A 20,519-nucleotide genomic window follows, 5' to 3' on the forward strand; every position below is an offset into this window, starting at 1 on the left:
CAAAGGGGACGAACCACGCATCCCCCCAGCACCGAGGACCACCATGCCCGCTCTCCTGCGCCGCCGCCGCGGTGCCGTCCCGACCACCGGTGTCGCCGCCCTGCTGGCGGCCGGGCTCGTCCTCTCCGCCGGTCCCGCACTCGCGTTCGCGCCGGCGGACTCCGACAAGAGCGAGGTGCGCGCCGTGACGACGACGACCGCGGCGCTCTCGCCGGGTCAGTCCGGCTGGCTCTCGGTCGTGTGGACGAGCGACAACACCGTGCGCGACTGGTCGACGACCGTCTCGGCGCCCCCGGGCGTCACGGTGACGTACCCGACGACGCGGGGCGGATCGGACACCTCGCTCTACGGCTCCGACACCCTCGTCGGCTCGACGAAGGACTTCACGGCCTTCAAGCTCAAGGTGCCCTACACGCAGACCGGCAGCTTCAAGGTCGTGCTGACCTCGACGTACACGGTCGGCGCCGGCAACAGCGACGAGCACGGCAAGGGCAACAACCGCAAGACCTACCAGGCTTCGGCCACCGTCACGGTGCCGGTGCAGGCCGCGACCGGGGCCGACTTCACGCAGCAGACGACCTCGCTCGGCATCAAGGCCGGCAGCAACGGCTTCCAGAAGATCGCCTTCACCGGTGGTCAGACCGACCTCGCGCGCTTCACCGTGCGCCTCGGCGACCTGCCCGCCGGGCTCGAGGTCGCCTACCCCGGCGACCGCTCCTCGACCGGGCTCAACGGCGACACGACGCTCGTCGGCGGCAGCTCGGACTACGCCGGGGTGCGCTTCATCGCGACCGACCTCAAGCCGGGCACCTACAAGATCCCCGTCACCGTCAGCTACACCGCGGCCTCGCCGCAGACCCGCACCACGAGCCTGACGCTCACCGCCTCCTGAGGACCCCCGTGCGACTTCCCTCCACCACCCCGTCCAGGTCCACCTCCGTCGTGCTCGGCGTGCTCGGCGTGCTCCTCGCGGCCGGCGGCCTCGGCGCGTGCGGCACCGCCTCGGGCGGCTCCGGCGACGGCGCGGCACCGACCAGCTCGAGCACGGTGCGGGCCGACGTGCCCGCCGACGCGCGCACCCGCGAGATCGCGCAGGTCGAGTTCGAGCGGCAGTGCGCCATCGGCACCGTCAGCTTCCCCAAGGAGGCCGACATCGACGCGGACCTCGACCAGCGGCTCGAGGCCGCGGGCGTCGAGCACCTCGAGTGGAAGTCGTGGCACGACTCGCTCGTCGTCTCGCCGGCGCTCGTCACGCAGCTCGCCGAGGTCGGCAAGGGTGGCTGCCCCAAGGGCTGATCGCCAGACCCGGCTGAAGGCCGCCTCAGCCGGCCGGCTGCACGTCGGCCCGGCGGGCGATCGTCGCGGTCGCGCGCCGGCACGCCTCGACGGGCACGCGGGGCACGATGTCGTCGAGGAAGGCGAAGCGGCGCCGCAGCGAGCGGTGGTACGCGTCGGCGCTCGTGTCGGAGACGAGCGCGGTCCACCAGTCGGCGAGGTCGCCCCAGCCCGGGGCCGCGAGCGACCCGCCGTACTGCTGCAGGGCGAGCCCGGCGCAGAGGCTGGCGAAGGTCATCCGCTGCTCGAGCGGCCACTCCGCGAGCGTGCCGACGAGCAGCGCCGCGCCGAAGACGTCGCCGGCGCCCGTCGGGTCGACGGCCGAGACGCGCAGCGAGGGCACCCTGGCCTCCTCGCCGGTGCGGGCGTCGATGCCGAGCGCGCCGTCGGCGCCGTCGGTGACGATCGCGACGGGCACCCGGTCGGCGAGGGCGTAGACGGCCTCGACCGGCGAGCCGGTCCCGGTGTAGGCCATCGCCTCGACGGCGTTCGGCATGAACACGTCGCACCGGTCGAGCCGGTCGAGCACGTGCGGTGACCACTTCTCCTCGGGGTCCCAGCCGACGTCGGCGAAGACGAGGGCGCCCTGCGCGCGGGCCTCGTCGACCCACGTGCGGGTGCCGGTCGCGCCCGGCACCCCGAACGCCTCGTCCTCGCCGAGGTCGACCATGACCGCGCGCGAGCGGGGCGGCGTGCCGATGAGCTGGCTCGCGGGCACCGGCGCCGGGTGGCCGTGCGAGACCATGCTGCGGTCGCGGTCGACCGACATCGACACCGTGACGGGGCTGTGCCAGTCGGCGAAGCGGCGGCTGCGGTGCAGGTCGATGCCCTCCTGCTGCTCGAGGGTGCGCCAGCAGAAGTCGCCGTAGTCGTCGTCGCTGAAGGCGGCCGCGAGCCCGGTGCTCAGCCCGAGGCGGCGCGTCGCGACCGCGAGGTTGGCGATGCCGCCGGGGCACGAGGCGAGCCCGTCGGCCCACACCTCGGTGCCCGGTCGCGGCGCGTTCGGCAGGCCCGCGAAGATCATGTCGAGGAAGACGGTGCCCCACACGAAGACGTCGAGGGCCGGCTCGTCGTCGGTGCGGTGCGACGCGAGCGGGTCGAACGACAGGTTGCCGGGCACACCCCCATGCTCTCGCACCCGCGGGCGTGACTCCCGCCATTTGCCGGCCGAGCCCGTATGCCGGGTGCGCCACCGTGGGCGCGGTACGGTCCGAGGGTGGTGGCGTCATGAAGCTCGTGGTCCTCGGCGGTGGTGGCTTCCGCGTGCCGCTCGTCTTCGGCGCGCTCCTGCGTGACACGGCCGAGCGCCGGGTCACCGAGGTCGTGCTGCACGACACCGATCCCGCGCGCCTCGCCGTGGTGCAGCAGGTGCTCGCGGCGCAGGCGGAGGCCGGGGCGGCGACCCGTCCCGCCGACCTCCCACCGCCGGCGGTCACCGCGACCACCGACCTAGACGCCGCGCTGCCGGGTGCCGACTTCGTCTTCTCCGCCATGCGCGTCGGGGGGCTCGAGGGGCGCACCGCCGACGAGCGGATCGCCCTCGACCTCGGCCTGCTCGGCCAGGAGACGACCGGTCCCGGCGGCGTCGGCTACGGCCTGCGCACCGTCCCGGTCGCCCTCGACGTCGCCCGCCGCGTGCAGCGACTGGCCCCCGACGCCTGGGTCATCAACTTCACCAACCCGGCCGGTCTCGTGACGCAGGCCATGCAGACGGTGCTCGGCGACCGCGTCGTCGGCATCTGCGACTCGCCCCTCGGGCTCGCCACGCGGGCGGCAGGCGCCCTCGGCCACCCCCTCGACGAGCTCGAGATCGACTACGCCGGCCTCAACCACCTCGGCTGGCTCACCGCGCTGCGCCACGACGGCCGCGACCTGCTGCCGGGCCTGCTCGCCGACGACGCGGCCCTCGGCGGCATCGAGGAGGGCCAGCTCTTCGGCACCGACTGGCTGCGGTCGCTCGGGGCGCTGCCGAACGAGTACCTCTTCTACTACTACTGCACGCGCGAGGCCATCGCCCAGATCCGCGGTGCCCGCGAGACCCGCGGCGAGTTCCTCGCCGGGCAGCAGGCCGACTTCTACGCCGCCGTGGCGGCCGACCCCGGCGCGGCGTGGCAGCGGTGGGACGCCGTGCGGCGCGAGCGCAACGCGACCTACATGCAGGAGACACGCGACGGCGGTGACGCCGGGACGCACGAGCGCGCGGAGGCCGACGTCGAGGGCGGTGGCTACGAGGGGGTCGCCCTCGCGCTCATGGCCGCCATCGCGCGCGACGAGCCGGCGCGGCTCATCCTCAACGTCCGCAACGGCGACACCGTCGCCTGCCTGCCCCCCGACGCCGTCGTCGAGGTGCCGTGCCGCGTCGACGCGTCCGGGCCGGCGCCGCTGCCCGTCAGCCCGTTGCCCGGCCACGCCCTCGGGCTCGTGCAGCAGGTCAAGGCCGTCGACGAGCTCGTCGTCGCGGCGGTGACGCAGGGCTCGGCCGCGCTGGCCGTCCAGGCCTTCGCCCTGCACCCGCTCGTCGACTCGGTGGGCGTCGCGCGCGAGCTGCTGGCGGCATACGGGCGCCGGCTGCCCGAGCACTACGCCGGCCTGCGCTGAGGGGTGGCACGATCGGGGCATGCGCCTCGACCTCAACGCCGACGTCGGCGAGTCCTTCGGCCCGTGGACCGTCGGTGACGACGCGGCGGTGCTCGGCGTCGTCACGAGCGCGAACGTCGCGTGCGGCTTCCACGCCGGTGACCCCGTCGCCCTGCGCACGACGTGCACGTATGCCGCCGAGCGCGGTGTCGTCGTCGGGGCACAGGTGGGCTACCGCGACCTCGCGGGCTTCGGCCGCCGGTTCATCGACATGCACCCGGACGAGCTGACGGCCGACGTCATCTACCAGCTCGGGGCGCTCTCGGCGATGGCCCTCGTGTCGGGCACGCGCGTCGCCTACGTCAAGCCCCACGGCGCGCTCTACAACGCGATCGTCCACCACGAGGCACAGGCGCAGGCCGTCGTCGACGCGATCGTCGCGGTCGACCCGTCGCTGCCGGTGCTCGGCCTGCCGGGCAGCGTCGTGCTCGAGCGCGCGACCGCGGCCGGGCTGCGTGCGGTACCCGAGGCCTTCGCCGACCGGGCCTACACGCCCGAGGGTCAGCTCGTGCCGCGCTCCGAGCCGGGCGCCGTGCTCCACGACGCCGCGGCGGTGGCCGCCCGCGTCGTGCGGCTCGCCCACGACGGCGTCGTCACGGCCGTCGACGGCTCGACGGTGCAGGTGCGGGCCGAGTCGGTCTGCATCCACGGCGACACCCCCGGGGCCGTCGCGATGGCGCAGGCCGTGCGGGCCGCGCTCGAGGCCTCCGGCGTCGAGCTGCGCTCCTTCGCGGGCTGACCCGTGCGCGCCCGCGTGCTGCCGGTGGGCGCCGCCGCCGTGCTCGTCGAGGTGGCCGACACCGACGCGGCCCTGCGGCTGCGGACGGCCCTGGCCGAGCACCTCGGGCTGGACGCCGACCCGTGGGCCCTCGTCGACCACCTCGTCGTCGGGGCCCGCACCGTGCTCGTCGTGCTGCGCGCGCCCGGGCGCGCGGACGAGGTGGGCCGGGCCTGCCTCGAGGTGGCCGAGACGGTGCCTGACCACGGCGATGAGGGCGACGGGGGCGCGCCGTCGCCCGGTGCGCGCGTCGTGGAGGTGCCGGTGCGCTACGACGGCCCCGACCTCGACGACGTCGCGCGCCTGACCGGGCTGACCCGCGAGGAGGTCGTGCGCGCCCACACCGGCGCGACGTGGCGGGTCGGCTTCGGCGGGTTCGCGCCCGGCTTCGCCTACCTCGTCGGCGGCGACGAGCGTCTCCGGGTGCCGCGCCGCAGCGAGCCGCGCCCCCGCGTACCGGCCGGGTCGGTCGCCCTCGCCGGCGACTTCGCGGGCATCTACCCGCACGACTCACCCGGAGGCTGGCAGCTGCTCGGCACGACCACGCTCGCGGTCTGGGACGAGCGGCGCGAGCCGCCCGCCCTCCTCGTCCCGGGCGATCTCGTCCGCTTCGTCGAGGAGACGCACCCGCCTGCCGGTGGTGCGCCCCCGACGCACCCGGCTGCCCACCCGGTGCGCCGTCGTCCCCGCTCGACCGGCAGGGGCATCGAGGTGCTGGCGACCGGGCCGCTGACGCTCGTGCAGGACCTCGGGCGCCCGGGGCTCGCCGACGCGGGGGTCGGGCGGTCGGGCGCGGCCGACCCGGCGGCATACCTGCTCGGCCTGCGACTGCTGGGGCACCACCCGGCGCCCGGCGACGCGCACCCGGCGTCGCTCGAGGTGACCCTCGGGGGCCTGTCGGTGCGCGCGCGGGGCGACCTGCTCGTCGCCCTGACGGGGGCGCCGTGCCCGGCGACCGTCGACGGCCGGCCGGTGCCGCACGCCGCCCCCGTGGCGCTCGCCGACGGGCAGGTGCTGACCCTCGGCGCACCCCGCGCGGGCCTGCGCACCTGGCTCGCGGTGCGTGGGGGCGTCGCCGTCGACCCGGTGCTCGGGTCGCGCTCGACCGACACCCTCGCGCGTCTCGGGCCGCCCGTGCCGGCGGTGGGCGACGTGCTGCCCGTCGGCCCCCCGCCGCACGCCCTGCCCCACGTCGACGTCGCCCCGCACCGGGCGCTCGCCGCCGACGACGTCGTGCTCGACCTCCTGCCCGGCCCGCGGGCGGGGTGGTGCGACCTCGACGACCTCGTGGCCGAGGCCCGCGCCGTCTCGTCGCGCAGCAATCGGGTCGGGATCCGCTTGGAGGGCAAGGCGATCCGCTGGACGAGCAGGTATGCCGACCGCGAGCTGCCGAGCGAGGGCCTCGTGCCCGGGGCGGTGCAGGTGCCGCCCGGCGGGGAGCCCGTGCTCTTCCTCGCCGACCACCCGGTGACGGGCGGCTACCCCGTCGTCGCGGTCGTCACGCCTGCGTCGCTGGCCGTGGCGGCGCAGCTGCGCCCCGGGCAGCGGGTGCGGCTGCGTCTCGTCCGCTGACGCGGGGCGGCCCCGGCGGCGGCGGGCGCGGTAGATTCGGGACGACCCGCGGGGCCAGCGCGACAGGAGAGACATGTTCGCCAGGATCGTCGTCGGATACATCCCGACCGCAGAAGGAGTCGCGGCGCTCGACGCCGCGGTGGAGCTCGCCCGGCAGGACGGCGCCCACCTCACGGTGGTCAACACCGGTCGCGACGGCAACTACGCCGACCCGACGTTCGCCTCGGCGGAGGACATCGACACGATCGACCTCCAGCTGGCCAACGCCGACGTGGCCCACGACGTGCGTCAGCCGACGAGCGGGCGCGCGGCGGCCGACGAGATCCTCGCGGCCGCCACCGAGGTCGAGGCCGACCTCGTCGTCATCGGGGTGCGCCGCCGCTCGCCCGTCGGCAAGCTCGTCACCGGCAGCACGGCCCAGCAGATCCTGCTCGACGCCCCGTGCGCCGTGCTCGCCGTCAAAGCCCGCCCCTGACCCGCAACACACCGTGCAGGGCACAACCCACCGGGATCGGATCCCGGTGGGTTGTGCGTTGCCGTCAGTGGGTGGTGATGCGGACCTCGCCGACCTCGTCGCGCGGGTGCGGCGGGAACGCGGCGACGGCGGCGGACCCGAGCTGCTCGTGCACGCTCGGCCGCCGGGGCACGACCATGGCGACCTCGGCGCCGCCCCACCGGGAGGTGCCCAGCTGCACCCGCCCTCCGCGGCGGCCGGCGGCGTCGCGCACGAGCGAGATGCCGAGCCCCGTCTGCGACAGCTCGTCGCGCACGAGTCCCGCGCCGAGGCCGTCCGACCCCGTCTGCGTGCCGGCCCCGCCCGGGGCGCCGGCCGCGAGCACCTCGGGCGCGAAGCCCGGGCCGGAGTCGGCCACGCCGATGGCGATCGTCTCGTCGCCGGTCAGGCGCACGAACAGCTCGACCGTGTCGCCCTCGCGCGTGTAGCGCACGGCGTTCTCCACGAGCGTGTCGAGGCAGGCCCGCAGCCGCTCGGGGGAGCCCCACAGCGAACCGCCCCAGGCGTCGACGCGCCAGTCCCGGTCGACGACGGTCGACCAGCGTTCCGCGGTGCTGCGCACGAGGGCGTCGACGTCGACCCTCGACATGTCGAGGTCGGCCGTGACGCGCATGCTGCGCACGAGGCGCTCGCAGACGCGGGTCAGCCGGGCCAGCTCCTCCTCGACGACGCGCACGTCGGCTGCCACCTCCGCGTCGAGCGGCTTGGCGGCGATGGCCTCGAGGTAGCCGCGCGCGATCGTCAGGGGTGAGCGCATCTCGTGCGAGGTGCGCTGGGTCAGCACCTCGCGCGTGCGGGCGGCCTCGCGCTCGCGGTCGGCGAGCGCGGTGAAGGCCGCGAGCGCGCTCTGCCGGCGACGCACGTGCCACACCATGAGCAGCATGAGCGTCAGCATGAGCGGCACCTCGGTCGTCTCCTGCCACTCGAGCACGCCGTCGAGCACGCGGTGCACGAGGATCGAGCCGGTGGCGACGGTGAAGCCGCCGAGCGTCCACCACGTGGCGACCGGGCTCCACGGCGCGAGCCCGAAGCAGAGCGCGAAGGTCGCCCACGCCACGTGGTAGGGCACCGTCTCGCTGCCGGGCAGGGCGATCATCGCCGCCGAGCACACGGTGGCCACGCCGACCGAGACCCACAGCATCCGGTTGCGCATCGTCAGTCCTCGTAGAGGCAGTAGCCGACGCGGCGCACCGTCTCGACGGGCAGGCCCTGGCCGAGCTTGCTGCGGAGGCGCCCGACGCACACCTCGACGACGTTGCTGCCGGGGTCGAAGTCGAGGCCCCACACGTCGTGGAGCAGCTCCTCGCGGCGGCACACCTGGCCCTTGCGGCGCATGAGGTGCGCGAGCAGCGTGAACTCCCGCTCGGTGAGGGCCACCCCGGTGCCGCCGAAGGTCGCGCGGCGCCGATCGAGGTCGAGGCGCACGCCGCCCGCCTGCAGGAAGCGCTCCTGCGTGACCGGCCGGGCGCCGCCGACGTTGCGCCGCACCCGGGCGAGCAGCTCGGTGAGGCTGAACGGCTTGGCCACGACGTCGACGGCGCCGTGCTCGAGGGCCTGCACGCGCACCCCGACCTCGGTGACCCCGGAGAGCACGATGACGGGCGTCGTGTCCTGGCGCTGCGACATGTCGCGCAGCACGGCGAGCCCGCTGTCGCCGGGCATGACGAGGTCGAGGAGCACGAGGTCGATCGCCCCCGAGCCGAGCCGGTCGATCGCCGCGTTCGCCGTGGCCGCCGTCACCACCGAGTGCCCCTCGGACGACAGCGACTTCGCGAGCAGGCCGCGGATGCGTTCCTCGTCGTCGACGACCATGACCGTTGCCATCGAACCCCCTCGTCCCCTGCGGTCCCCCGGCGCGCCCGTGGGCTGGACGCGCGTCCCCGATCCGGTCCCCCGTCAGCCGGTGCGGCCCCGGTGGCCGCGCCCACCGGACCAGTATCGGCACGCCCTCGTGGCCACCGCGAGGGTTGCCGCGAATGCGCTGGGAATTCGGTTCCGCAAAGGTGCCCAACCGGGACGGGTCCGGCGCCTTCCTGACAGGTTCATGACAGCAGACTCTCGGCCGGCTGACCTCCGGATGAGGCGCGACCCCTCGCTCCCGTGACAGTTCGCTGAGCCGGGGTCGCGACCTGCTCCCGACCGCTCCCGCCTCTGCGAGCGTCGCGAGGACGACAGGCTCGGCCGGAGCCTGGCCGTGACCACGTGGGAGTCATCGTGAACGCACGAGAGCTGCGCAGGCGTACCTATCCGCTCGTCATCGGCGTCGTCGCCGTGGCCGTCTCGGGGTTCACCTCCCTCGGCGGCCCGGCCGCCGAGGCGGCCCAGCGCGGCGCGGCGCCCACGGCGGTCACGTCGCCTGCGGCGGTCACGGCACCGGCGGCTCCGGCCGTCGTCACCGTGGCCGACTGCCCCGCCGGCACCCCGAGCGGCACCGGCTGCATCTCGATGACGGTGACGAGCGCGCGCAGTGTCGGCCCGGACCCGCAGCTCGTGCAGAAGGGGTCGCCGGTCAGCGGCTACCACTGGATGGTCAACGAGGACGACACCGGCAACCCGGGCACCGCGGCCAGCCCGCTGCTCGACCGCTGCCTGCCCTCGCGGGCCCCCGGCGGCAGCCCCAAGCCGGCCACGAGCCCGGGCGAGCCCACCGAGCCGTATGCCGACACGTGCCCCTGGCCGTCGGTGCGCTCGACGTCGGGCCACTCGAAGATCGTCGCCCAGGGCGACTCCACCGACCTCTCGGCCGCGACGAAGCTCGAGGGACTGCCGCCCGGGAAGTACCTCGTCTCGGTCACCGCCCCCGACTTCAAGATCGACGGGGCGCACTTCGGCGTCGTCGCCGGCCGCGAGACCGCGGTCGCCGTCGAGATGCAGCCGCTGCCGCTGCCGCTCGCGACGATCAAGATCCAGGTCTTCAACGACAACGTGCCGACCGACGGCACCTACGAGGCCGACGCCGAGCAGGGCCTGGCCGGCTTCACCGGCAACCTCAGCGACGTGCTAGGCCCGGTCAGCGTCGACTACTACGGCAACGCGCTCTGCACCGCCTACCTGCACGACACGGCGGGACGGGTGCAGTTCGACGCCGACGGCAAGCCGCTCGTGGACGCCGCCCACTCCACCGGCCGCTGCACGAGCAACGCGCAGGGCGTCATCACCATCCCGAACCTCGGCCCGAACCGCTACGGCGCCACCGTCTCGCCCCCGGCGGGGCAGTCCGGCTGGGTGCAGACGACGACCCTCGAGGGCGGCCACGACCACGACATCTGGATCCAGGAGGGCGACACCGGCCTCGACACCGAGTTCATCAAGGGCGCCGAGCCGGTGCCCGCCACCCAGTTCGGCTTCGTGCGCACCAAGGCGCTGGCCGCCTCCGCCGCCACCGGCGAGGTCAAGGGCGTCGCCGTCGCCGGCCTGCCCTACATCGGCGGCCAGAACGGCCAGGTCGTGCCGGAGACCGGTTGGGCCGGTGCGAGGTACGCCGGTCCCATCCCCTCGCCGTGGGTGGCCCTGTCGGACCTCACCGCCGGTGACGCCGCGGTCTACGTCGGCCGGGGCGCCGCGAACGGCTCGTTCGACATCAAGAACGTGCCCGACGGCACCTACCAGCTGACGATCTGGGACGACGCCCAGGACTACATCCTCTGGAGCTTCAACGTCGAGGTGAGCGACGGCGCCCTCATCGACGTCGGCAACAAGATGCTCGTCGGCTGGTTCACCCGCATCCGGGGGACCGTCTTCATCGACGACAACGGCAACGGCCGCCGCGACCCCGGCGAGGACCCGGTGCCCGGCTTCACCCTCACCGTCCGCGAGCGCGACAACTCGCTCATGGACCAGTACACCAACCTCACCACGACGAACGACAGCGGCGCCTACGACATCAAGGAGGGCTACCCGCTCGGCAAGTGGCTCGTGCTCGAGGGCTTCAACACCCGCTACCGCACGACCGGCATCACCTACCAGGCCGACAACGAGGACAGCCCGACCACGACGCTCGGGGCGCTCGTCGACATCGACTTCCTGCCGATCATCGGCCTGTCGGGTCGCATCGACTGGGGCGTCGAGCCGTATGCCGCCACGGAGAACGGTGGCATCGCGGCGACCGTCTCCTACGACGTCACCCGCAACGAGCTCGACCCGGCCGACGCCGTGAGCGAGGACTACCAGCCCGGCATCCCGGACGTGTCGGTGCACCTCTACCGCAGCGTGGCGTGCACGGCCCCGGCCGACGAGCGCGACGACGCGTGCCGGCAGGGCAAGGCGATCGTGCCGCTCACCGTGCCCAACCCGGCCTACGACGCCGTCACCAACCCGAGCGTGCCGCAGCGGATCACCAACCCCGACCCGGAGCGCGGCGCCCTCGTCAAGGGTGCGGAGGTCACGGACGCCTACACGAGCGAGACGTGGGCGGCGCCGCGCGGCTGCACGGCCCGTCAGTGGGACGGCACCGAGCTGACCGACCAGCTCGCCCTGCCCGAGTCGGGCGCCGACGCGAACAACCTCTGCGTCGAGGCCCCGATGATGGGCGTCCAGGTCGGCCCGTCCGACAGCACCCCCGGCGCGGCCGGGCAGACCGTCAACGGCAACTACGGCTTCGGCGACCTCGCCGCCGGTGACTACATCGCCGCCGTCGAGGTGCCGACCGACCCGGTCGACGGCAAGCCGATGTACCAGGTGACGCGCGAGGAGGACGTCAACGTCTTCGACGGCGACAGCTACCTCACGCAGGAGAACTTCCCGCCGACCTCGGTCGAGGCCGCGGCCGGCGACCCGGGCACCGGCAACGACCCGACGCCGCCCACCCAGCCCCCGTCGCAGGGCGCGGGCATCATCTCCTCCTGCGCCGGTGCGTTCCACACCGTCCGCGTCACGAACCCGGCCTTCCTCGACGGCGGCGGCAGCCCCTTCGAGGGCCAGGACCGGCCGCTCTGCGACGCCAAGCTCGTCACCGTCCGCAACGGGCAGACCGTGGCGCCGAACTTCAACCTCTTCACACCCGTGCCGATCCCGACCCACTTCTGGGGCCTGACGATCAACGACCTCGGGCTCGCGCTCGACCAGCGCAGCGCGAACTTCGGAGAGGCCCAGGGCCTGCCCCACGTGCCGATGGGCCTCTACGACTGGAGCGGCCGGCTCGTCGACACCGTGCACACCGACTTCAACGGCTTCTACGAGGCGCTCGAGCCCTCGACGGGCACTTACAACTGCCCGGTGCCGGCGGGTCCGTGCCCGAACATGTACCGCTTCACCGGCAACGACCCCGGTGCGCCGGGTGACCCGAACGCCGACTACAACCCGGCCTACCGGACGATCAGCACGAACTTCCAGGGCTGGCCGGGCCTCTACACCGTGACCGACACGGCGCCCACCCAGGCGGCGGCCACCGTGCTCGCCCCCGGCACCACCGCGTCGAACCCGGCCCGGTGCGACCTCGGCACGACCGACCCGCAGCTGCTCGCCGTCGACCACCCGTACGTGCGGCCGAGCGGCACCGGGCGCACCGTCACCGTGACGGGCAAGGGCTTCGGGGCGACCCGCGGCACCGGCACCGTGACCCTGACGAACGCCGCCGGGGCCGCGGTCACCGGGGTGACCGTGACGGGCTGGTCCGACACGAGCATCTCCTTCACCGTGCCCGCGCTCTCGACGAACAGCCGCGGCGCCCTCAAGGTGTCGGTCACGAACGGCGCGAAGCGCTCGACGTACAACGGCATCACGGTCTGGAACCTCGGCACCCCCCCGGGCCTCAACGCCTCGACCGTCGACAACCCCAACGTCGTCGAGGTTCGGCCTGCCACGCAGTACGACACCGTCCAGAAGGGGATCGAGGCCGCCAACCCGACGTCGGCCCGGCGCTACTGGCTCGTCGTCGTGTGGCCGGGAGCCACCTCCGCGCTCAACCCGCGGGGTGAGTACAACGAGAACGTCCTCGTGCACCACCGGGTCGCCCTCCAGGGCGTCGGCCCCGGCGGCTTCACGACCAGGGCCGACGGGTCGCCGCTCTGGGTGCCGGGCACGATCCTCGACGGCTCCGGCTTCAGCCCCGACCTGCCCGCGGGGCAGGCCTGGATCACCCGGCTCGGCACGCTGACCTACAGCGGCGAGGCCGACGTGCCCGACGCCGCGACGATCACCGTGCTCGACGACCCGATGCACGCGAGCCTCGACAACACGGCATACCCGGTCGTCATCGACGGCTTCCAGGTGACCGGTGGCTCGCAGACCGACTTCCCCGGCAACGTCAACGTCCTCACGGGCGGCGTGAAGACGCCGTACGGCGCCACCGGCGCGCTCGTCACCCAGGGCGGCGGCATCTACCTGCACGCCAACAACCGTGGCGTGCGCATCACCGACGACGTCGTCGTCGGCAACAGCGGCAGCTACGGCGGCGGCATCCGGGTGGGCACGCCCTACACCGGCGACAACCGCAACTACGACCCCGTCATCGCCGACAACCAGGTGCTCAACAACGGCGGCACCAACCTCGCCGGCGGCATCGGGCTCTTCACCGGCAGCGACGGCTACGTCGTGCGGCACAACGCGATCTGCGGCAACTTCTCCGCGGAGTACGGCGGCGCCCTCACGGCCTTTGGCTACATGAGCAACCCCGGTGGCAGCAACGGCGGCACCATCGCCGGCAACACCATCTGGTTCAACAGCTCCTACGACGAGGGTGGTGCGGTCATGCTCGCCGGCGAGCTGCCGGCCACGCCGACCGGGCTGAGCCCCGGCACCGGCGCGGCGACCATCGACGCGAACGTCATCGACGCCAACCTGGCGAGCGACGACGGCGGCGGCATCCGGCTGCTGCAGGTGAGCGGCACGCACGTCAGCAAGGCCGACCCGCAGCCGATCGCGATCACGAACAACACGATCACGAACAACGTCTCCGCCCACGAGGGCGGTGGCATCGCCCTCGACGACGCCGCGTTCGTCACCGTCGTCGACAACACCGTCGCCGGCAACCTGACGACGGCCACGGCGGTCACCTCCGACGGCCTGCCCGCACCCGCGGGCCTCGCCACCGGGCCGAACAGCGACCCGCTCATGGCCAAGCTCACGAGCAGCGGCCTCTCCGCGAGCGCCTTCGCGCTCGTCAAGGTGAACGGGCAGCCGACGTTCAGCAAGCCGGTCCTGCTCGACAACGTCTTCAACGACAACCGGGCCGGCACGTACGTCGGCGGCTACGTCTACGGCATCGGCGGCAGCCTGCCCGACGGCTCCGCCAACAGCGTCGACCCGTGGGACATGGGTGTCGTCGGCGACCCGGGCCTGCTGCACCCCGTCTCGAGCGTGCTGCAGACCACCCTCGGCACCGACGGCGGCTCGAACGTCACCGTGACGGACACGGCGGGCTTCGTCGACCCGACGCCCGAGCTCACCGTCAACGTCCTCGCCTCGCGCACCTTCCCGGCCTTCCGGGAGGCGGCCATCGTCACGGCGCTGCTGCCCCCGCGGCTGCGCGCGGACTACCACCTCACGGGCTCCGGCTCGCCGGCCTTCGGCCGGGGCGCCGCCAGCACCTCGGTGACGCTCGGCACCCAGACCGTCTTCGGGTTCCCGGTCGCGTGGACCGCGGTCGTCAACGCCGCCCCGCGCGACATCGACGGCCAGGCCCGGCCCACGGTCGTCGGGACCTCGAGGCGCTACGACGCGGGCTCCGACCAGTTCGTCCCGTGACCCCCCAGACAGGCCCCCGGGGTGCGTCGACGTCCCCGTTGACACCCCCCGGTACCCCGGGGGCCCCTCCACCACCAGCACCCGTCCGACCGCGGGCGGACCGACCTCAGGAGCAGCACATGTCCGACGAATCTCGCTCCACCCCCTCCGGGGGTGCGGGGCTCGGCCGCAGGGCCGTCGTGCTGGGTGGCGCCGGCGCCCTCGGCAGCGTCTTCCTCGCCTCGCGCGTCAGCTTCGGCCAGCAGGCCAGGCGGCCGACCGTCGTGCGCGCGGCCGGTGCCGGCCCGGTCAAGTCCGTGCACCTCGCGGGCACGGACGGCTGGGTGAGCATGCCCGCCGGGTCGCCGCCCGACCTGCCGTTCTACCCGGACTCCCTGGCCCCGCCCGGCTTCGACACCTACGTCTTCGGCTTCCGCGACGTCACGTCGATGACGACGGCCCAGGAGGTCGCGGCCGTGCGCGGCAAGGCGCAGATCTCCGCGCCGATGCTCGCCTTCGACGAGGGCGACGAGGTGACGATCACGCTGAGCAACCTCGGCCTGCTCATGCGGCCCGACCTCTTCGACGGGCACACCCTGCACTGGCACGGCTTCGTCAACGCGATCCCGCTCTTCGACGGCGTGCCCGAGCTGTCGCTCGCCGTGCCGATCGGCCGCGACCTCGCCTACTACTACCGCCCCCACGACGCCGGCACGTACATGTACCACTGCCACTTCGAGGACGTCGAGCACGTGCAGATGGGCATGACGGGGATGGTCTTCGTGCGGCCCGCGCAGAACGGCACCCGGGTCACCGGCGTGCCGTCGGGGGCCCGGCTCACCTACGCCTACAACGACGGTGACGGCAGCACCCGCTACGACCGCGAGTTCGCCTTCATGCTCACCGAGCTGTGGTCGGCCGCGCACTACCGCGACGCACACATCCAGGTGAGCGACTGGACCGACTACGCCCCGAGCTTCTGGCTGCTCAACGGCCGCGGCTACCCCGACACGGTGGCCCCTAACGGCGACCCGCGGTCGAGCGCCGGCGGCCGCCTGCAGTACCAGCCGATCAGCTCGCTCATCACGTGCAACGTCGGCGAGACCGTGCTGCTGCGCCTGTCGAACCTCGGCTACCAGAACCACGCCCTGACCCTCGACAACGTCGACATGACGGTCGTGGCCAAGGACGCGAGCCTGCTGCGCGGGCGCGACGGCACGAACAACTACCTCAGCACGAACACCGTCGACATCGGACCCGGCGAGAGCCGCGACGTGCTCGTCACACCGCGCGTCGAGGGCGAGTTCCTGCTCTACGACCGCAGCTACGCCTACCTGGGCAACGGTGGCGGGCCGGGGTGGGGCGGCATGATGACCGTCCTCCGCGTCGGCCCGGCCGGAACGTACGGCCCCCAGACCGAGCCCAACACCTGAGCCGACGGAGGACGATCATGCACCTTACCCGATCTTCAGGGTCCGGCCGTCGCAGCCGTCTGCGGGTGGCGTGGACCTCCCGCACCCGCCGGCGCACCGGCATCCTCGCCGCCGTGGCCACCGTCGTCGCCTCCGTCGCCGTCGGTGCGACGACGGGCGCGCAGGCCGCCACCTCGGAAGGCCTTCTCTGCCAGACGGATCCGCAGCAGACCTTCTCGCTGACGGCCCGCTCCGGCTACGTGACCACCCCCGACGGCAACTCCATCTACATGTGGGGCTACGGCATGAGCTCGGGCCGGTTCCAGCTGCCCGGCCCGGTGCTCTGCGTCACCGCGGGGTCCCCCGTCACGGTCATCCTGCACAACACCCTGCCGGAGGCCACCTCGATCCTCTTCCCGGGCCAGAAGGGGGTCAAGGCGAACGGCAACCCCGCCCAGCCGCAGTTCGTCACCGACACCACGGGGACGACGAGCTCGCTCACCTCGCTCGTGCAGGCCGCCCCCGCCGACAGCGGGTCGGTCACCTACACCTTCACGGCCGGGTCCCCCGGCACCTACCTCTACTCGAGCGGCACCGACGTGACCAAGCAGCAGCAGATGGGCCTCTACGGAGCGCTCGTCGTGCGGCCGGCCACCGCCGCCGGGCAGGTCAACGACCGCGCCGACTCGGCCTTCAGCCCACAGCACGAGTACGTCTACCTCCTCTCGGAGATCGACCCGGAGGTGCACCTCGCCGTCGAGCGCAGCCAGCCCGTCGACTGGGCGTCCTACAACGCCCGCTACTACCTCATCAACGGCCGGAGCATGCCCGACACCCTGGCCCCGAACAACGCCTCGTGGCTGCCCAACCAGCCCTACGGCGCCCTCGTGCACATCAAGCCGTGGGACCCCGTGAGCAACCCCCTGCCGGCGGTCATCCGCTACCTCAACGCGGGGCGCGTCAACTACCCGTTCCACCCGCACGGCAGTGACGAGCGGGTCGTCAACAAGGACGGCCACGCCCTGCAGGGCACGGGTTCGACCGCGCCGCAGGACCTCTCGTACCTCAAGTACGACATCGACGTGATGCCGGGGCAGACGGTCGACGCCCTCATGGACTGGCGTGACGTCGAGCACTGGGACGCCCTCACCAACCCGATCCCGACCGAGCTGCCGGTCATCACCGACCAGCTCCTCGTCGGCGCGGACACGTGGTTCAGCGAGAGCCCCTACCTCGGCAAGCAGGGCACCTACCCGTCGAACATCACGGTGAACAACCAGTGCGGCGAGTACTACCACGTGGCCCACAGCCACGCGCTCCAGCAGGCCACCAACTACGGCGCAGCCTTCGGCGGCATGATGACGGTCTTCCGCATCGACCCGCCCGCCGGTTGCCCGGCGAGCTGAGGACGATCCCATGACCTCTCGACCAGTCAGCCTCCGGCAGCGCCTCGCGATCACCGTCGCCGCCGTCGCGCTCGCCCCCGTCTCCCTCGCCGGTGCGGCGCTCGCCGGGCCCGTCCCGTCGGCCGTCCCGGCTGCCGCGACCGGCGCCGCCCTCGCGTCCGCCGGGTCCCCGGCCTCCGTGGCGGCCCCGGCCGCCGCGGTGGGCAAGCTCGCACCGAGCCCCGGGTGCACCGTCACGCCACCCACCGGCACCGACCCCGAGGCCGTCGCGTGCGACCTCTGGGCCAAGCCGGGCACCAACGGGGTGACCGGCCAGCCGATCACCGTCTGGGGCTACTCGACGACGGAGGCGGGGGCAGCCACGGCGCCCGGTCCCGTCCTCGTCGTCCGCGAGGGCGACAAGGTCACGGTCACGCTGCACAACGGCCTGACCCAGCCCACGTCGCTCGCCTTCCCCGGCCAGCCCGCGACCGCGTTCACCGCCGGCCTCCCGACGACGGAGCGGCTGCAGGGCGTGGCCGGCGGCGGCACCGCGACGTATGCCTTCACGGCCGGTCGACCCGGCACCTTCCTCTACGAGGCGGGGCACACGAGCGACGGTGCCCGTCAGGTCGCCATGGGGCTCGCGGGCGCGCTCGTCGTGCTCCCGGCCGACGGGACGGCATACGGCCACGCCTACCAGGACGAGGCGGTGCTCGTGCTCAGCGAGATCGACCCCCGTCTCAACGCGCACCCGGACACCTTCGACATGCGTGAGTTCTCGCCCGCCTACCGCCTCATCAACGGCAAGCCCTACCCGGTCACCGACCCCGTGCCGACCGACCAGGGGCACACCGTGCTGCTGCGCTACGTCAACGCGGGCTCGGAGCTGCACACCATGTCGACGCTGGGCGGCGAGCAGGACGTGCTGACCCACGACGCCCACCCGCTGGCCTTCCCCGAGCCGTCGGTCGTCGTGCCGGTCGAGCCGGGCGTCACGACGGACGTCCTCGTGGCGATGCCCTCGGGACCGGAGGCGAAGGTCGCCGTCTACGAGTCGGCCGCCCGCCTCGACAACGCCGGGCAGACGACCGCCGACCCGATGGCGCTCGCCTTCGGCGGCATGCTCACCTTCCTCGACACGAACGCGCCGCCGCCGAGCTCCGACGAGGTCGGGCCGGTCTCCACCGGCATCACGGCCACGCCGAACCCGGCCGACGGCACCGGGGCGGTCACCGTCACCGCCATGGTCAGCGACACCACGACGGGCGGCCACTTCGTGGCCGGCGCCGAGTTCGTCGTCGACGACGCGGTCACCGTCGGGGTCGGCTTCGGCACCCCGATGTCCGGCACCTTCGGCACCTCCCCGACGACGACGGTCACCGGCTCGATCCCCGCCGTCGCGACGGCGGCCGACTGCGCCGGCCCGATCCCGCCGGTCGACCTGCACTGTCTCACCTCGGCCAAGCACACGGTCTTCGTGCGCGGCGTCGACTCGGAGGGCAAGTGGGGCGTCATCGGCTCGGTCGTGCTCAACCTCGCCAAGGCGGGTCCGCAGACGACCGCGCTCAGCGTCAGCCCGCGTCCGGCCAGCGGCAAGGGAGCCGTCACGGTGAGCGCCACCGGTGACGACACCGCGGCCGGCGGCACGATCACGGCCGCCGAGTACTTCGTCGGCGCCGCCGGCACCGACGGCCAGGGCGTGCCCATGTCGCTCAACCGGGTCGCGACGAAGGTGGCCGAGACCGGCACCATCGCGGCCACGACCGTCGCCGCGCTCGGCGAGGGCACCACCCAGGTGTGGGTGCACAGCCGCAACTCCCAGAACATCTGGGGGCCGGCGGTGCCCGTCGACCTGACCGTCGACCTCACCGCCCCCGCGGTCAACGCGAGCACGGTCGGCCCCAACCCGACGAACGCCGTCGTCAGCTCGAGGTCCTACCCCGGCTACCTCGTCGTCTCGGCGGAGCTGCAGGACCGCGACGCCGCGAACGGGCTGCAGAGCACCGTCACGGCCGGTGAGGCCTTCATCGACCCGACGAGCACGACCCCGGTCTTCGGCAAGGGCCTCAGCCTCATCGCGGTCGACGGCGCCTTCGACTCCCCGACGGAGCAGGTCTACGGCCTCATCCCGCTGACCCAGGTCAAGGCGATGGCGCCGGGCGAGCACAAGGTCTACGTCCACGCCAAGGACGCCGCCGGCAACTGGGGCGCCCTCACCCTCGACAACGCCCTCGTGCGGCTGCTCGTCGACAAGACGGCCCCCGTGCTCGGCGCGCTCACCGGCTCGCCGAACCCGACGAACGGCGCTTCGACGCTGAACCTCGTGGCACCGGTCACCGAGGCCGTGCTCCCGTCGTACACCGGCCCGCGCTTCCAGGCGGCCGAGTACTGGACCGGCACGACCGACCCCGGCGTCGGCAAGGGCACCCGCGTGCAGATCACCGACTCGGGCACCGGCGTCTCGGCGGCGGTCCCGCTCGGCGGGCTGCTGCCCGGCACCGTGACCTTCTCCCTCCGAGTGCAGGACGCGGCGGGCAACTGGAGCAACGCCGTCACCACCTCCGTGCAGGTCGTCCGAGGGAACGCGATCTTCAGCGACACCTTCGACAGCGGCAACCTGCTCGCGTGGACGGCGCGCACCGGCGCGGTCTCGGCGACCGCACTGGCCGGCATCCCGGCCGGTGGCGGCAACGTCGGCCTCGCGGCCACGCTGCCCGGTGGTGGCGGCAACGCGCCCGCCTACGTCACCGACGACACGCCGCTCAACGAGACCGGCTACCACGCCCAGTTCTCCTTCAACCCGAACACCCTGTCGACCGGCACCGGCTTGACGACCTGGGTGACGGTGTTCGAGGGCCGGACGAGCACGGGGCAGGCCTTCGCGGTGCAGTTCCACCGCGTGGGCACCTCGGCCACGGCGGCCCAGCTGCGGATCGTCATGAACCGCAACCTCGTCGGCCTGACCACGCCCACCACGCCCTACACGCTGTCACCCGGCGCGCACACCCTGCGCGTCGACTGGACCCAGGGGACCCAGGGCTCGTTCCGGCTCCTCGTGGACTCGGCCGTGAAGGCCAGCGTGGGCGGCAACAACACCGGCGCCGGGATGCAGGTCCAGTCGGCCCGCCTCGGCATCACCGCCGGCACCACCGCGTCGACCATGGCGGGCACGGCCTGGTTCGACACCTTCGTCTCGACCCGGATCAGCATTCCCTGACCCG

Annotated in this window: 13 protein-coding genes; 10 read left to right on the plus strand and 3 right to left on the minus strand. The window is 73.5% G+C overall.

Features of this window, described 5'->3' with window-relative positions; all coding sequences use genetic code 11:
* Positions 1-43 precede the first annotated feature (43 nt).
* Together ABD979_RS18660 and ABD979_RS18665 are read left to right on the plus strand one after the other, a co-directional pair.
* Positions 44-892: a COG1361 family protein gene (locus ABD979_RS18660; protein WP_345509023.1), complete on the plus strand. Its 849-nt coding sequence runs from the start codon at positions 44-46 to the stop codon at positions 890-892.
* An 8-nt stretch (positions 893-900) separates the two neighbouring features.
* A complete protein-coding gene (locus ABD979_RS18665; RefSeq protein WP_345509024.1) occupies positions 901-1,296 on the plus strand; it encodes a hypothetical protein in 396 nt (131 codons plus the stop codon).
* A 25-nt stretch (positions 1,297-1,321) separates the two neighbouring features.
* On the opposite strand, the gene ABD979_RS18670 is transcribed toward ABD979_RS18665, so the two are convergent.
* The gene (locus ABD979_RS18670; protein WP_345509025.1) at positions 1,322-2,455 is read right to left on the minus strand and encodes a carbohydrate kinase family protein; all 1,134 of its coding nucleotides are present in this window, start codon (positions 2,453-2,455) and stop codon (positions 1,322-1,324) included.
* A 107-nt stretch (positions 2,456-2,562) separates the two neighbouring features.
* On the opposite strand from ABD979_RS18670, the gene ABD979_RS18675 reads away from it, so the two are divergent.
* The 4 genes from ABD979_RS18675 to ABD979_RS18690 all read left to right on the plus strand — a co-directional run bounded on the left by ABD979_RS18675 (position 2,563) and on the right by ABD979_RS18690 (position 6,797).
* Positions 2,563-3,933, plus strand: coding sequence for a 6-phospho-beta-glucosidase (locus ABD979_RS18675; protein ID WP_345509026.1), 1,371 nt, complete (start codon positions 2,563-2,565; stop codon positions 3,931-3,933).
* A 19-nt stretch (positions 3,934-3,952) separates the two neighbouring features.
* Complete coding sequence (locus ABD979_RS18680; RefSeq protein ID WP_345509027.1) at positions 3,953-4,711, plus strand: LamB/YcsF family protein; 759 nt, start codon at positions 3,953-3,955, stop codon at positions 4,709-4,711.
* Between the two features lie 3 nt (positions 4,712-4,714).
* Positions 4,715-6,322 carry a 5-oxoprolinase subunit B/C family protein gene (locus ABD979_RS18685; RefSeq protein WP_345509028.1) on the plus strand — a complete coding sequence of 536 codons (1,608 nt, stop codon included), beginning with the start codon at positions 4,715-4,717 and terminating at the stop codon, positions 6,320-6,322.
* Between the two features lie 73 nt (positions 6,323-6,395).
* A complete protein-coding gene (locus ABD979_RS18690; RefSeq protein ID WP_345509029.1) occupies positions 6,396-6,797 on the plus strand; it encodes a universal stress protein in 402 nt (133 codons plus the stop codon).
* A gap of 64 nt (positions 6,798-6,861) precedes the next feature.
* On the opposite strand, the gene ABD979_RS18695 is transcribed toward ABD979_RS18690, so the two are convergent.
* Complete coding sequence (locus tag ABD979_RS18695; protein ID WP_345509030.1) at positions 6,862-7,989, minus strand: sensor histidine kinase; 1,128 nt, start codon at positions 7,987-7,989, stop codon at positions 6,862-6,864.
* Positions 7,990-7,991: 2 nt separating this feature from the next.
* Complete coding sequence (locus ABD979_RS18700; protein WP_345509031.1) at positions 7,992-8,660, minus strand: response regulator transcription factor; 669 nt, start codon at positions 8,658-8,660, stop codon at positions 7,992-7,994.
* Positions 8,661-9,050: 390 nt separating this feature from the next.
* Between ABD979_RS18700 and ABD979_RS18705 the strand changes: the two genes are divergently transcribed.
* The 4 genes from ABD979_RS18705 to ABD979_RS18720 all read left to right on the plus strand — a co-directional run bounded on the left by ABD979_RS18705 (position 9,051) and on the right by ABD979_RS18720 (position 20,515).
* A complete protein-coding gene (locus tag ABD979_RS18705) occupies positions 9,051-14,519 on the plus strand; it encodes an IPT/TIG domain-containing protein (RefSeq protein WP_345509032.1) in 5,469 nt (1,822 codons plus the stop codon).
* A 119-nt stretch (positions 14,520-14,638) separates the two neighbouring features.
* Positions 14,639-15,931, plus strand: a complete 1,293-nt coding sequence (locus tag ABD979_RS18710; protein WP_345509033.1) for a multicopper oxidase domain-containing protein — start codon at positions 14,639-14,641, stop codon at positions 15,929-15,931.
* A 65-nt stretch (positions 15,932-15,996) separates the two neighbouring features.
* Complete coding sequence (locus ABD979_RS18715) at positions 15,997-17,316, plus strand: multicopper oxidase domain-containing protein (RefSeq protein ID WP_345509034.1); 1,320 nt, start codon at positions 15,997-15,999, stop codon at positions 17,314-17,316.
* A gap of 10 nt (positions 17,317-17,326) precedes the next feature.
* Positions 17,327-20,515 (plus strand): multicopper oxidase domain-containing protein, encoded by a 3,189-nt coding sequence (locus tag ABD979_RS18720; RefSeq protein ID WP_345509035.1) that lies wholly within the window; start codon positions 17,327-17,329, stop codon positions 20,513-20,515.
* Positions 20,516-20,519 lie beyond the last annotated feature (4 nt).

Origin of the sequence: Terrabacter aeriphilus, from assembly GCF_039542985.1 — a bacterium.
Taxonomy (GTDB): Bacteria; Actinomycetota; Actinomycetes; order Actinomycetales; family Dermatophilaceae; genus Terrabacter; species Terrabacter aeriphilus.